This is a genomic window from Carnobacterium sp. 17-4 (genome assembly GCF_000195575.1).
Classification (GTDB): Bacteria; Bacillota; Bacilli; order Lactobacillales; family Carnobacteriaceae; genus Carnobacterium_B.
Genome location: NC_015391.1, coordinates 2,505,150 through 2,518,969 on the forward strand (window position 1 = coordinate 2,505,150; position 13,820 = coordinate 2,518,969).

A 13,820-nucleotide genomic window follows, 5' to 3' on the forward strand; every position below is an offset into this window, starting at 1 on the left:
CACTTTTCTCTTTTGATTTATAGTGGTTGAATTTTCATTAGTCTGTATCTGCATGAATGGATGATTCATTTATTCGCAAATTGTTTAGCCGTTCCAAAACTTCTGTATAAACAGGAATGATATCTCCTAGATCACGGCGATAAAGATCTTTGTCCAAATGTTCTTTCGTATTTATATCCCATAAACGGCAAGTATCAGGGGATATTTCGTCAGCGAGAATGATTTTCTCATCAATCGTTTTTCCAAATTCAATTTTAAAGTCAATTAAGCGAATATCAATTTTATTGAACATCTCCACTAAGGCAACATTGATCTCTAATGCTTGCTTTTTAATTTCAATCACCTCTTCGTCTTTCGCAACGTTTAGCATCTTAATGTGTGCGTCATTGATAAATGGATCATCCAGCTTATCATTTTTGTAATAAAACTCAATAATAGTAAAAGGCAAATCGATTCCTTCCTCCATACCAAACCTTTTTGTAAAACTGCCGGCCGACGTGTTACGGACAACGACTTCTAAAGGAATCATTTCAACTTCTCTAATCAATTGTTCGGTTTTAGACACTTCTTGGATATAGTGACTAACAAACCCTTTTTCAGCTAAATACTTGAATATCAGACCCGTGATTTGGTTGTTCAATTCTCCTTTCCCTTCAACATTTTCTTTTTTAGCGCCATTTAACGAAGTTACTTGGTTTAAATACTCTGCTAAAAGAACTGTCTCTTGATTTGTCGCATAGATCTTTTTAGCTTTCCCGGTATAGAGCAATTCTTTCCTTTCCATTATCTCTTCCTTTCTATTTACGAACATTAATTTATTAAACGGTTAAATCATTCGCTTTAATTGTAGCACTCAACTTTTGATTGTCAATGGAATATCCATTATTTTTTCAAATGATAAATGAACAAAACCTATCTTACTTCATCAAAAAAAGACCGGAACAATAGCTCCGGTCTACCTGGGTTAATTCAGTCCTAATTTCTTCGCGGTTCATTCCAAATCCCGGTATCCTCTATTTCTATCAAGGTTTTTTCTACATCATTTGTCAAGATCGTGACGTGCCCGACTTTTCTATTTGTATGTAATTCTTCTTTACCATAGTAATGAAACGACCAGTCCGCTTTTTTATCGCGGAATGCTAAACTATCTTCCATATGTTGTCCTAGAATATTGACCATAACGACATCCGAAAGTAAGCGTGCTTTTGGCATCGTCAGCCCAGCTACAGCTCGGATATGTGCATCAAATTGCGAAAGAGACATTGCTTCAATCGTGTAATGCCCTGAATTGTGCGGACGAGGTGCCAGTTCATTGACAAAGATGACATCGTCTTTTGTCAAAAACAATTCGATTCCTAATGTTCCAACCAATTCCAACGCATCAGCAATCTGTTGAGCCGCCTGCACTGCTTTTTCGCTTACTACTGGAGAAATCCGAGCAGGTACAATGCTTTCATGCAAAATATTGTTGACGTGGATATTCTCAGAAACAGGAAAAATGGTCGTTTCTCCTTTTTGATTGCGAACAATCATGACCGATAATTCTTTCGAAAAAGGTACCCACGCTTCAAGAATACAGCTATTATCAGCAATCAGCGCTTCTGTCTCTTGTTTATCCGCTTCTGATTTCAAAACAACCTGCCCTTTACCATCGTATCCAAAACGTGTTGTTTTCAAGACGCAGGGATAGCCAATTTTTTTAACGGCAATATTCAGTTGGTCTGTTGTTTCCACAATTTCAAAGGCTCCAATCGAAACCCCACTAGACTTTAAAAATCGTTTTTCTTTGATTCGGTCTTGCGTAATGGCTATTACCTCACTACCTTGCGGGATAGCTGACAACTTTCCCATCTCTTGCAATGCTTCTGCATCAATATTTTCAAATTCAAACGTTAGAACAGCTGCTCTTCTTGCAAACTCACGCAAGGCTTCTTTGTCTGCATAATCGGCACGGATGTTCCAATCAGACACTTGAGCTGCTGGACAATTTTCATTAGGATCCAAGATACCAACAGTAAACCCCATCTTTTTTGCTGATTGAGCCATCATCTTCCCTAATTGTCCGCCTCCAATAATTCCAATAGCATCTCCTGGTTTGAGTGTTTTATACAAGCTCTTCACTACTTTCCATTACACTTTTTTTAAGCTGATTACGTCTTGCTTCCAATTTTTTTGCTAACTTTTCATCTTCAATAGAAAGAATCTGAATCGCAAGAAGTCCTGCATTCGCAGCTCCTGCTTTCCCAATCGCCACAGTAGCAACAGGTATACCCGCTGGCATTTGTACAATAGACAATAACGAATCCATTCCATTAAGCGCTCGAGATTGTATTGGTACGCCTATGACTGGCAATGTGGTTTTTGCTGCGATCATGCCCGGTAAATGAGCCGCACCTCCAGCCCCTGCAATGACTACTTTTATTCCCAATCCCCTTGCTCGTTCAGCAAAGCTAAACATCAAATCTGGCGTCCGATGAGCTGATACCACCTTTTTTTCATACGCTACATCAAATTCATCCAAAATCGCGCAGCAGTCTTTCATCGTGTCCCAATCAGAAGTGCTTCCCATAACAACAGAAACAATGGCGTCCATTCATTTCCCTCCACTCTAATTTCTCACGTTCAATATAGCACAACCCATCAAACTTTTACAAACGTTTAATTATATTCATGAATTATCATTCGTCATTAAACCTTTTAATTCTATCAAATCAATTTATCCGGTCAATTTCGATAGCTATCTGTAAAAATAGCACTTTTGATTCTTTGATGATGGAAAATGATTTTTCTGCCGTTAGAAAAACTCTATCTGCTTCCGGTCGGTTTACCAAATGCAGCTATATGAAGATTCTCGTTCGTTTACTTATAACACCAAGGGTACAGAAAGTTAGCCCCATCTAACTGTTAGAAGCCGTTGTTTTTTATATTACACTCTTTTTTTATTCCTCTAAGTAGAGTATTATGGAATCATCTATATTAGTGCAATAAAAGGGTTGAGATTGAAAGGTTCTTCCTATGAAAATCTACTATACTCTCGATCTGCATTAAACAAATAGGTGTGACCATGATAGACGTTAAAAGCAACTATCGATCTCTAATTTTGGGTTTTCTTCGATAGCTGTAATACGATAACTCATCACTGAAAGGAGGTGAAAATGAAGTGCTAACCACTATCTTAGAAGACCCACTGTACTTACAATTCGCTTTTGCAGGCTGCATAGCATTAGCCATTTTGACATTACCACTAAAAGATATTATCAGTGTCGGTTTTTACGACATCAGTGATTTCTTTGTCACAGGGATGATTGCTTTTTTCATTACATATGGGGTTCTAGTGACCAATCGTGCAACCGTAACCATTTGGTTGTTTTTGAGTATCTTTTTTGTTATTGTGGTTGTCATTATGCTCATGAACATTCTCGTTATCCTGCCCTTTAAGAGTCGTGCAGAAAATTCAAATATTACGTCAATTCATGATTTAGAAGGCAAAGAAGCAAAAGTATCCATTCCAATCACACTCAATGGAACAGGCGAAGTTATCGTCTCTACTGGTTTTACACGAGTTAATAAAATGGCTAAAATCTATGACAATACTGATAACATAACCGATATTCCAAAAAATGAAAATGTATTAATCATGGATGTCAACGACAACATTCTTTATGTCCTTCCTTATACAAACAGTATTAAAGCCATTGGAAAACCAACGCCGACATGGAATAAGAAACAAAAAAAATAACTCCACCATCAAAAACAGATACGAGAAAGTAGGAATATATACATGAACTCAACATTATTTGCAACCGTTGGCGCAGTCGTCATCGCAGTCGTTTTACTAGTCGCATTGGTTAGTCGTTATCGTACAGCCTCTCCAGCAGAAGCATTAATTATTAGTGGTACAGCATTGGGCGATAAAAATGTTTATATTGATCCCAATACAGGCAATAAAATGAAAATTGTTAGCGGAGGCGGGACATTCGTTTGGCCAATCATCCAATCCGTTCATAAATTGTCATTACTGTCGTCTAAATTAGACGTTCGCACACCTGAAGTATATACCGAAGAAGGTGTTCCGGTCGCAGTTGACGGGACCGTTATTATCAAAATTGGATCTACATCAGAAGATATCGCAACTGCCGCTGAACAATACCTTGGTAAATCAACCGAACAACTAGAAAGCGAAGCAAAAGAAGTTCTAGAAGGACATTTGCGTTCAATTTTGGGACGCATGACTGTTGAAGACATTTATCAAAACCGTGATAAATTCAACCAAAATGTCCAAGATGAAGCATCTGGCGATTTAGCTAAAATGGGATTGGTTATTTTATCTTTTACAGTAAAAGAAGTAACGGACAAAAATGGTTACCTAGATTCATTAGGTCAAGGACGTATTGCCGAAGTCAAACGAGATGCAGATATCAAAACAGCAAATGCGGATAAAGAAACACGTATTCAACGAGCACTAGCTGAACAACTGTCTCAAGAAGCTGAATTGCAAAGACAAACAGAGATTGCCGAAGCTGAAAAAGTAAAAAGTCTTCGCATATCTGAATACGGAAGAGAACAAAACATCGCAAAAGCTGAAGCTGAAAGTGCATATGACTTAAAGAAAGCTGAATTAAAGAAAAAAGTTATCATCGAAGAAGGTAACGCTCAAATTATTGAACGTGAAAAACAAATCGAATTACAAGAAAAAGAAACCATCAAGCAAGAACGCGAATACGACGCAACTGTTCGTAAGAAAGCTGATGCTGAACGTTACTCTGTTGAGCAACGTGCCGAAGCCGATAAAAACAAAGCCATTGCTGAATCTGAAGCGAGAGCCAAAGAAATCGAATTAAATGGTATGGCTCAAGCCGAAAGTATTCGTTTAATCGGTCAAGCTGAAGCAGACAGCAAGACCGCTTGGGCTGAAGCCTTGAAACAATACGGCGATGAAGCTATTGCAACCTTACTGATTGAAGCTTATCCTGCAATTGTTCGTGCTGCTGCTGAACCACTAGGTAATATTGACAAAATCACCGTTGTAGACAGCGGAAATGGAAATGGCGCATCAGCTATTACCAAAACAGCTTTAAACACACTAGCAGCTTCACAAGAAGCATTTAAAGACGCAACAGGCTTAGACATCAATAATTTAATCAGCTCATTTGCTGGAACAAAGAATGTGGGTCGTCAAATCAGTAATTTGAACGAAACCTTCGCTCAAACAACAATCGTAGCTGAAGAACCAATCATCACAGACGATTCAGAATAATCATTTAAACACCTGCATCAATGCACGGCTAGGAGCCTTATGGTGGTTCGATTCCACCACGTGTATTATATTCAAATCAAGAGATTACCAAAAGTAACCCCGTTGAATTTTTTTGTTAAACGATTGAACTGTAATCAATATAGAATAGAAAATATTTTTTAAGAGGTCGAATTATGCGGATCGCTTATGCTAAAGCACGTGGAGTAAAGTTTGGTCGGCAGATAATGTATAATCCAAAGGTGAAAGATGCTTTACGCTTACATGATTCAGGTCATTATTTGGTTAAAGATATTATAAGAATCACTGGTACCTCTCAATGGTATTTATAAAGGAAAATCAAAGAGCGGGATTCAAAACAAATTTTAAGTGTCCTAATAGAAACTACTGAATTAAAATAACTTAATGCACTTTTTTCTTATTCTAACCGGCTTGTAGATTACCAATAAATAACATACTAGGGTATAATTATAGAATAAATATTAAAGTTTAGGAGAATCATATTATGAATAAAGAAAGATTATCTTCTTTTTTTGATGCAGTCCTAGCCATTATTTTAACTATTTTAGTTTTGGAGTTAGAAAAACCAAAAGAACTTAATTTACATGGTTTAATTGATTTAACACCTAACTTTTTTGCCTACACACTCTCGTTTGCCTGGTTAAGCTTTATGTGGATAGGTATCCATAATACTTGGCAAGATGTTAAAACTATATCCAATCAAACAGTCATTTCGATCATGTTTCTATTGTTTTTCTCCTCTTTTATTCCGTATACGACCAGTATCGTTGCTATTGATCATTATAATAGTTTTGCACAAATGATGTATGGTTTTATTGCAATTATGGTTACAATTTGTGTAACGTGGAATTATTATACACTTATTCAAGCAGATAGAACTAATCTGTTACTAAAAAAAGAATTATTAACGTATATTCACTTTCTATATATCGATATCTGCATTAAAATTTTGGGTATGGTTATCTCTGCACTGTTTTTTCCTCCAGCTGTGATGTACAGCATCCTTATCGCAGCGTTTGCTCTAATATTGCCAAGCCGCATTTATATCCGCTATCGTAAAAAAAATTTTGATTAGTGACACGATATCTTTTTTATCAATCAGTTATACAATAGTATTAACAAAAATAAATAAGAAAAATATAATGCCCATTTTAATAATACTAAATAAAGGTTACTTGCCTCCCTTTGTAAGTAACCTTATTTATATTTCCAAATATAATTGTAACAAAGGATTGCGCCCTTACTATAAATGCTTGTTTAAAAGTAATAATTAATATTATCATGTTAAAATACATATTTGATAATTCACAAAATTTCTTCTTAAATGAGTCATACTTTTCCAGGTATTTTATCCGGAAGCTCCCCTACTCTGTCTAATTTTTCAATCCGTGGATTAATTTTTGGTCGGTGGATTGGATATACGTACATAGCCTATTTCCATTTTTTCACGCTTTTTTAAACACACTTAGTAGACATTTATAATCCATACAAAAATCTCTTCTATCATTTAAAATCAACAATAGGAGAGATCTAATAAATTATTTTATCTATAGACTAGCGACGCTTCTACTCTATGGAAGCAAGTTTACAGGCATTAATTGCTGATAGAAATTTTTGAGCTGCTTGCCCACATTTTGAATACTTTTTTCAGATACTTTACCATAACCTGCGTCCACTAATGAAGGAACTTCACCTTCGATGATTGCTTGACCAAGCGCAATAAATTGATCAATTGAACGTCCTTTATAAATAGTTTCCTCATGTGTGTAAAAGGGGGTGAATACAGGAATATCCCGCACGAGCGTATTTGTTTTACTTGCTAAGGCTTCCAATAAGACGATTCCCTCTGTTTCTTCATGGGTCAGGAATACATATAAATCACAGGCTTGGTAAGCTACACGAAGTTCATCGCGTTCAATATAACCAGGAAATTGAAGATTGGGCAACTCTGTTTCAATGGCATCAACAACTTCTTTGGGCAATAATTTTTTGTCCGTATGACCGAACCAAATGAATTGATAGTCAGGTAATCGTTTTGCCATTTCAACAAAATCTAAAATTCCTTTGCGCTTGATTTGTAAACCAACTGACAGAATTAATTTTTCATCTGGAGCGACCCCATACTTCTTTTTAAAAAGGAGTATTTCTTCATTGGTACTACTCCAATACGACAGATCAATACCGTTTGAAATGACTTCAATCGGTACTTCTATCCCGTAACCTTCGATTAAAGATTTTGAGTAAGCAGATGGAGTTAGCAATAAATCTGCTGATGCATAACATTTCTTAATCCACCATCCGAATAGTGATGCAAGAGCATTCGCAAAAAAATAGGAATTTCGAAAATCTTCAATAGTCGAATGCGCATGAAAAACAACAGGTTTTCCAGCTCTTTTTGCTTTCTTTGCTTTCAGATAAGACTGTGGAAAAATAGTGTTGATATGGATAATATCGTAGGGCTCTTCACCTGTTAATGTATAGGAAATATTCTCCTCAGTTAACGCCATTTGTTGGTGTTCAATCGCACGACCAACACCACTTTGTTTAATGTATTCTTGTAAATCACTGCATAAATAGATCTGCATTTCATTCCCCTTTACTATCCTAATACTTGAAAGACAACATTTAACACTTCGGTCATACCGTACGAATAAATAAGCAAGGTAATCGGTTTTCCAAGAGCTAAGATAACGAAATATTTCCGAAACGATAGACTCGAAAGTCCGGCTAAGTAACATAAGAAGTCAGCAGGTGATAATGGAAAGAACATCCCAAAAGTAAATAACCGATCAAATCGATGAGGATCATCTAACCAACGGATATATTTATCAACTTTTTTATCTCCAGCCAACAACTCCACGAATGGACGACCAATTTTTCGAGCAATCGCAAAATTAAGTACTGACCCGATCATAATGCTTACGAAATTTAAAAAGAATCCATAACCTACACCAAAAATCATCGTCCCCATGGGAATGGTCAAAGCACCGGGCACAACAGGGACAACGGTCTGAATAATTTGAATCCCCATAAATCCATACGGAGCCATCGGACCCATAGAATTCAAAAGATTTCGTAGAGCGATTTCAGAAGTGAAAATTTGCTGTTGGTAGCACCAATAAAATCCATAAATCGTTCCAAGAATACCCACAATGTTTAAAATGTGCAACCCAAACCGAAATTTTTTTTTATATTTAATTAAGAATGAGTTAACCATTGATTTCAGAGAACCATCAAAATGCTCTTTTTTCATTGATTGTACCTCCTCAATGGTTATTTTGTTCGACATTTACTTTGAATGCTTGTAACGAATGACATGTTTTAACTGGTAGGAGTTGATCGCTTTTTTATAAATTTCATTCACGTGCTCTCCGAAAGATTCAGAAGAATAATGTTTAAAAGCGAATTCTTCTGCTTCACCCACCATTGTATGATACAGTTCTTTACTATGAATTAAAACGTACAGACAAGATTCAAATTCTTTAAACGAGTGATATTGATAACCCATTTTTCCATCAATAATAACATTCTCAATGGATTCATCTGCACGACATAAAGCTGGGATTCCACTCGCGAATGCTTCAATATATGTCAGACCTTGTGTTTCACTTGTTGACGCGCTAACAAACAAATCTGCAGTCTGATAATATAGCGGTACTTCAAGTGGATCTATCATCCCGGTAAAGGTAACTTTATGATCCACTTCTAATTCTTTTGCATATTCCTTCAACCGATATCGGTTTGGCCCGTCACCAACAATTAATAAATGGGCATCAATTTTCAATAACGAGAAGAAGAGAAGTAATTCTTCTACATTTTTTTCTTTTCCTAAACGACCTAATGAAATGAGTAAGAAGGCATCTTCTGGAATATTTAGATGCTCTCGCATTTGGCTCCTTTTTTTTGACTCTAATCTTTTGGTAAATCGATCTAACTGAATCCCAGTGGGAATAACTTTAATCGGTTGCCTAACTGCATAGCCATCCAGCATGCGTTTAACTTTGTTTGTTGGCGCAATTACGTATTCAACATCGCTTAGCAACTTTTTAGATAAAAGCGAGACTACTTTTCGACCCGTTGTTTTGTTGGGAGAAAAATAGTGTGTGTAGTCTTCGTATATTGTGTGATATGTATGTACAATCGGAATCGAAAGATATTGGGCAATATATTTTGCCATGCGAAACGTACTAAATTCACTTTGTGTGTGAATAATTTCCGGACTCCAGTCTATAATTCCTCTTAAAACAGCTCGATCTTTAAAAAATTTAATGCGAGCACCTGGATAAATTTTATTGATGTTAAAGGAAGAAACGCTATAGATATCTTCTTCGATATCAATATACTCGTCTTCAGAAAGTGTTAATACACGTACATCGTGTCCAATTTGCTCTAAGGAATTTTTCAATGAAACGGTTGACGTAACAACTCCGTTAATCGCTGGAGTGTACAAATCCGTTGCAAGTAGAATTCTCATCTTCATACTCCTTTCTACGTGTATTTAATCTAGTCATCTTAGTCTATGTAATTATACCTTATGTTCTGCTTTAGTTTCTTTAAAAATAGGTAAAGACTGTGTATGGAAACACTATGTAATTAATAAAATAGAACAAAGGCTATCTTCTATTACAATCATAATAAACATAAGTCTTATTATTGTCATCCTACTAAAGTCTCGCTTATGAAGGTGTATTTTCAAAATTGCCAAAATTTGTATCATATCATTAAAACACTTTACTCAAAAAATATAGAAAGAAAGTCAATATTCGTTAGTGAAAATGAATTTTATGTTAAGTTGTTAATTACAATATAAACTAAACTATAGCAGATAACTATTAATAAACAGCGCAAATTTCCATCAAAAAGATACCGGATCCTCTTAAAGAGAATCCGGTATCTGGTATAGAAGCTATTGAAAACAAACGGTATTTTCTGCCTTCGTTTTTTTTACTTAGCAAAGTAAAGATACCATGCTCTCCTGGTACCCAAGTTACGTCAGAATCATTTTTGAATTTGATAGATTTCTTAACGCTCTAAGTATAGCAATGACGTCTATAAAAGTTAAGCTCTTTTCTTAATACTGTATCATTCAGGTCTATACTTATTTTTGATAGTTGTTAGATACTCTATCCTTGTATGCTTCTTCAATAAAATTGAACCTCAGTCTGGTTTCCGTTGGACTTTTTCGATTTCTTTATCAAAGTCTGAAATGATTCTCTGATCTTTATTGAATTCTTTATACTCTGATAAAGCTTTTTGTTTTGCATTTTTACTAGATATGCTTCCGTGATCTTCTAGTACTTCATAACGGTTAAACTTCAAAAACTCATCAATACTGTTAGCAAAAGCTTGCATAGAAAGCGGATTTCATTTTCCAATAACCGTTCTACATAATCAAAATAAGAAGATATGTTTCGTTATCTCTGAGTTTTATCATAATCATAAGGAATTTCCGCAAATATATCAGTAATTTGTTGCCAAATTCTACGTTCGCTTGCTCGAAACGAACAACCAGTTTTCAATAATTCACGGAAATAATCTTTCAAACATCAGTTGTCCAGATTCTAAATTTTGTCGATTTTTGAGAATTAACACGATTACCAACTGAAATGATGGCATCTAAGTTATAATATTTGACAGCTTTATTCTGACTTTTACCTTCTATAGCATCATGTTGAGTGGTATGTGCAATTTCTGTACATACCACTTTTTCATATAATTAGTCTATTTCAAAAACATTCTTTAAATGTCGCAAGATTGAAGTTCTATCAACGTCAAATAAAACAGCAATTGCTTTTTGGGTAGCCCAAATCATTTCATCTATATTATTCTTTATTATCAAAGCTCTACCAGACAAAAAATTATTTTGGGTATAGTAAAAGTGACAAAACCACAATCTATTCCAAAAGAAATGATGATCAGAAAGGATTATTTCTCCTCAAAAATTTATACTAAAAAAGAACCTGCCTAAAGAGGCAAGTTCTTTTTATATTTAATGTTTTATGGTTTCATATTATTATTCATCAGCCATAGAAACAGTGTTTAGATTTACTTTATCAACTAATTTAAGGAATGGGAACCAGATCAATCCGATAATCGCCATATCTATGATTTGTAGTAATCCACCCATAAATGAGTTGGTAGCCATAAATCCACTAATAATAACAGGTATTGTCCAAGGTACTGCAACTCCTGTTGGAATTGGAAATATTCCAGCAGCCATCACCGCATAGTTGAATGCTGTTGTTACCATTGGAGCAATCACCCAAGGAATAAAGATTGAAGTATTTAATACTAAAGGGAACCCGAAAATCAACGGTTCATTTACATTAAAAATCGCAGGTAGTACGGCTAAACGACCAATTTCTTTGTTTTGACTGCTTTTCATAACAAATGCTAGTAATAAGACAACGACTAATGTGCCTCCAGATCCGCCCAAACCAACATTATAGACATCCATAAAAGGGTTCGTTACGATATGAGGTAAAGGCTCTCCAGCTTGATAAGCAGCAAGATTTTCCAAACCTAAAGTGTTCCAGATTGGGTCCATTACAGAGTTCACAATAATTTGTCCATGTAATCCGAAGAACCATAGGAATTGAATAAAGAATACGGCAATCAATGTAGCTGGTAATCCACTACCAAGAGCTGTAAGCGGTTGTTGTATCGCTGTATAAACAACATCATGCAAATTTGCGTCAAAGAACCCAGAAATGGCTGCATTAAGTAATAAGAATATTGCTAAAGTAATAATAGCTGGTAGTAAAGCGGCAAATGAATTTGCAACTGCTGGCGGCACACCATCAGGCATTTTGATGACAATACCTTTTTTAACGATACGTGTGTATATTTCAGCAGCAAGAAAGGCTGCAATCATACCGATGAACATACCTTTTGCACCTAAACGATCTAATGATAACACTCCAGTTACTGCTTCTCCTGATTCTGTTACTATTGTAAATGGTGTTAATATCAAGTAAGAAGCTAATGATACAGCACCACCAAAGACGCCTTCAACATCATAGGACTTGCTTAAATAATAACCGATACCGAACGTTACAAAAATGGTCAAGATCGACATTGTCGCATTTTGTCCATTTCCAAATAAGTTTCCTAAGTTATCTTGTAATGCATCGCTAAAAAATGGCAAGTTATTTAATACAACTACAATTGATCCAAACATGGTAATTGGAAAAGCAAGCATAAATGCATCACGTAAAACTTTAAGGTAACGATTTTCACCAAGTTTTCCGGCAATAGGAAGTAATTTTTCACCTAATTTATCAATAAATCCATTCACTAGCATTCCTCTTTTCATTTTTAATTCTAAGCAAGTTTAACGGGTAGTACTTTTTAAAGAAAATTAAAAATAGGTTTCTTCAGTTTTTTTGAAATCGATTACATACTAATGTTATCATTTTAAATTTTACATGTCTATACTTTTATTTAAAATGTATTTACCAATTTTTTCAATAAAAAGCAATCTATTAAGTTTATAGCTACATATTTTCAAGAAAGAAATATTTATTTAGCAGGATTTTGAACACATGATTTTATGAAATTTCATGTATTTATTGATGCATAGGAAATATATTTAAATAAATGATTAGGTTATATTTTTAGAACCCATAAAATGATAAAATAAATCATAGTTTATTGTTTTTATAAAAGGAGAACTTATGGATAAAAAATAGTGAAACGAGAAGTTTTAAGTGCTTTTATTTTTATTTGTATTGTTTTTTACTTTTTTTATCCTGATAAAACTATTTATAGTTATTTAATAGCCAGTATTATCAGAACTTCTTTTACTCTATTGCTATGGCACTACCTTATTTTAAAAACAGATAAAGAACTTTTCAATGAAAAGAACCTTGTATTAAAAAGGTTCTAAATACAGAAGATATATTTTAATAAATATCCTTAGGAGGACAACAAATGGAAATTGAATTTGAGTTATTGGAAGAAGATTACATAAACTTTAATATTAATCATGCTAAACAATCACCTTCTCTAAAAAGAAGTTTAATCGCCCAAAGACTAGTAGGACCTATAGTATTCTTAATAACTCCATTTATAGTTATAAGGTTTTCAGCAATATCTATAGGGTATTGGATGACAGTGTTTAGTATTACTAGCTTAATTTGGCTTATTTTTTACCCAAGATACTTTGATTGGGAAATGAGAAGAAGAATAGTAAAGATGCTTCAAGAAGGAAATAATGAACATTTATTTAAAAAAAGAAAAATGGTAGTAACAGATAAGGGAATAACCGAAAGCAGCGCTAATGGTGAAACAAACACAAAATGGAATGAAGTAAATAAAGTAGACGAAACAAGTGAGTATGTATATATCTATAATTCCTCCATTTCAGCTTATATAATACCTAAAAGGATATTTAAAAATAAAAACACCTTAAAGATATTCCTTGAAGAACTATTAAAATACACTATTTTATAAAAAATAATCCTTTAAGTTTCTATCTTTTTTGACTAAAAATATAAGATAGGAACCCTTTTAAAATTAAGTCCTCCCATACATTAATGCATAG

The 13,820-nt window shown here is 34.5% G+C and carries 12 protein-coding genes and 1 pseudogene; 5 read left to right on the plus strand and 8 right to left on the minus strand.

Annotation, left to right across the window (positions count from 1 at the left end; genetic code table 11):
- Positions 1-37: 37 nt before the first annotated feature.
- The 3 genes from purC to purE form a co-directional block, all read right to left on the minus strand.
- Entirely contained in the window at positions 38-784 is a 747-nt protein-coding gene (gene purC, locus CAR_RS11870) for a phosphoribosylaminoimidazolesuccinocarboxamide synthase (protein WP_013711979.1), read from the minus strand.
- A gap of 191 nt (positions 785-975) precedes the next feature.
- Positions 976-2,112 carry a 5-(carboxyamino)imidazole ribonucleotide synthase gene (purK, locus tag CAR_RS11875; RefSeq protein ID WP_013711980.1) on the minus strand — a complete coding sequence of 379 codons (1,137 nt, stop codon included), beginning with the start codon at positions 2,110-2,112 and terminating at the stop codon, positions 976-978.
- Complete coding sequence (purE, locus tag CAR_RS11880; protein ID WP_013711981.1) at positions 2,105-2,593, minus strand: 5-(carboxyamino)imidazole ribonucleotide mutase; 489 nt, start codon at positions 2,591-2,593, stop codon at positions 2,105-2,107. The genes purK and purE overlap by 8 nt, the downstream gene beginning before the upstream one ends.
- Positions 2,594-3,160: 567 nt before the next feature.
- Between purE and CAR_RS11885 the strand changes: the two genes are divergently transcribed.
- The 4 genes from CAR_RS11885 to CAR_RS11895 all read left to right on the plus strand — a co-directional run bounded on the left by CAR_RS11885 (position 3,161) and on the right by CAR_RS11895 (position 6,350).
- On the plus strand, positions 3,161-3,739 hold the full coding sequence (locus CAR_RS11885) for a membrane integrity integral inner membrane protein (protein ID WP_013711982.1): 579 nt from the start codon (positions 3,161-3,163) through the stop codon (positions 3,737-3,739).
- A gap of 42 nt (positions 3,740-3,781) precedes the next feature.
- A complete protein-coding gene (locus tag CAR_RS11890; RefSeq protein WP_013711983.1) occupies positions 3,782-5,257 on the plus strand; it encodes a flotillin family protein in 1,476 nt (491 codons plus the stop codon).
- A 173-nt stretch (positions 5,258-5,430) separates the two neighbouring features.
- Positions 5,431-5,586, plus strand: coding sequence for a hypothetical protein (locus CAR_RS13060; protein ID WP_193352079.1), 156 nt, complete (start codon positions 5,431-5,433; stop codon positions 5,584-5,586).
- A gap of 173 nt (positions 5,587-5,759) precedes the next feature.
- Positions 5,760-6,350, plus strand: coding sequence for a TMEM175 family protein (locus CAR_RS11895; RefSeq protein ID WP_013711984.1), 591 nt, complete (start codon positions 5,760-5,762; stop codon positions 6,348-6,350).
- Positions 6,351-6,846: 496 nt separating this feature from the next.
- Here CAR_RS11895 and CAR_RS11900 read toward each other — a convergent pair whose 3' ends face one another.
- The 5 genes and pseudogenes from CAR_RS11900 to celB all read right to left on the minus strand — a co-directional run bounded on the left by CAR_RS11900 (position 6,847) and on the right by celB (position 12,572).
- Entirely contained in the window at positions 6,847-7,860 is a 1,014-nt protein-coding gene (locus CAR_RS11900; RefSeq protein ID WP_013711985.1) for a glycosyltransferase family 4 protein, read from the minus strand.
- A gap of 14 nt (positions 7,861-7,874) precedes the next feature.
- Positions 7,875-8,528 carry a TVP38/TMEM64 family protein gene (locus CAR_RS11905; protein WP_238526700.1) on the minus strand — a complete coding sequence of 218 codons (654 nt, stop codon included), beginning with the start codon at positions 8,526-8,528 and terminating at the stop codon, positions 7,875-7,877.
- A gap of 36 nt (positions 8,529-8,564) precedes the next feature.
- Positions 8,565-9,749: a glycosyltransferase gene (locus CAR_RS11910; protein WP_013711987.1), complete on the minus strand. Its 1,185-nt coding sequence runs from the start codon at positions 9,747-9,749 to the stop codon at positions 8,565-8,567.
- Positions 9,750-10,432: 683 nt separating this feature from the next.
- Positions 10,433-11,087 (minus strand): annotated as a pseudogene (gene rhuM / locus CAR_RS13480) (RhuM family protein).
- 201 nt (positions 11,088-11,288) lie between these two features.
- The gene (gene celB / locus CAR_RS11920; protein WP_041556703.1) at positions 11,289-12,572 is read right to left on the minus strand and encodes a PTS cellobiose transporter subunit IIC; all 1,284 of its coding nucleotides are present in this window, start codon (positions 12,570-12,572) and stop codon (positions 11,289-11,291) included.
- A 635-nt stretch (positions 12,573-13,207) separates the two neighbouring features.
- On the opposite strand from celB, the gene CAR_RS11925 reads away from it, so the two are divergent.
- Positions 13,208-13,729, plus strand: a complete 522-nt coding sequence (locus tag CAR_RS11925; protein ID WP_013711992.1) for a YcxB family protein — start codon at positions 13,208-13,210, stop codon at positions 13,727-13,729.
- Positions 13,730-13,820 lie beyond the last annotated feature (91 nt).

What these genes read in the sequence shown, in the direction of transcription:
- purC (WP_013711979.1), bottom strand. Translation starts at nt 784, where the DNA reads ATGGAAAGGAAAGAATTGCTCTATACCGGGAAAGCTAAAAAGATCTAT.
- purE (WP_013711981.1), bottom strand. Translation starts at nt 2,593, where the DNA reads ATGGACGCCATTGTTTCTGTTGTTATGGGAAGCACTTCTGATTGGGAC.
- CAR_RS11890 (WP_013711983.1), top strand. Translation starts at nt 3,782, where the DNA reads ATGAACTCAACATTATTTGCAACCGTTGGCGCAGTCGTCATCGCAGTC.
- CAR_RS13060 (WP_193352079.1), top strand. Translation starts at nt 5,431, where the DNA reads ATGCGGATCGCTTATGCTAAAGCACGTGGAGTAAAGTTTGGTCGGCAG.
- CAR_RS11895 (WP_013711984.1), top strand. Translation starts at nt 5,760, where the DNA reads ATGAATAAAGAAAGATTATCTTCTTTTTTTGATGCAGTCCTAGCCATT.
- CAR_RS11900 (WP_013711985.1), bottom strand. Translation starts at nt 7,860, where the DNA reads ATGCAGATCTATTTATGCAGTGATTTACAAGAATACATTAAACAAAGT.
- CAR_RS11905 (WP_238526700.1), bottom strand. Translation starts at nt 8,528, where the DNA reads ATGAAAAAAGAGCATTTTGATGGTTCTCTGAAATCAATGGTTAACTCA.
- CAR_RS11910 (WP_013711987.1), bottom strand. Translation starts at nt 9,749, where the DNA reads ATGAGAATTCTACTTGCAACGGATTTGTACACTCCAGCGATTAACGGA.
- CAR_RS11925 (WP_013711992.1), top strand. Translation starts at nt 13,208, where the DNA reads ATGGAAATTGAATTTGAGTTATTGGAAGAAGATTACATAAACTTTAAT.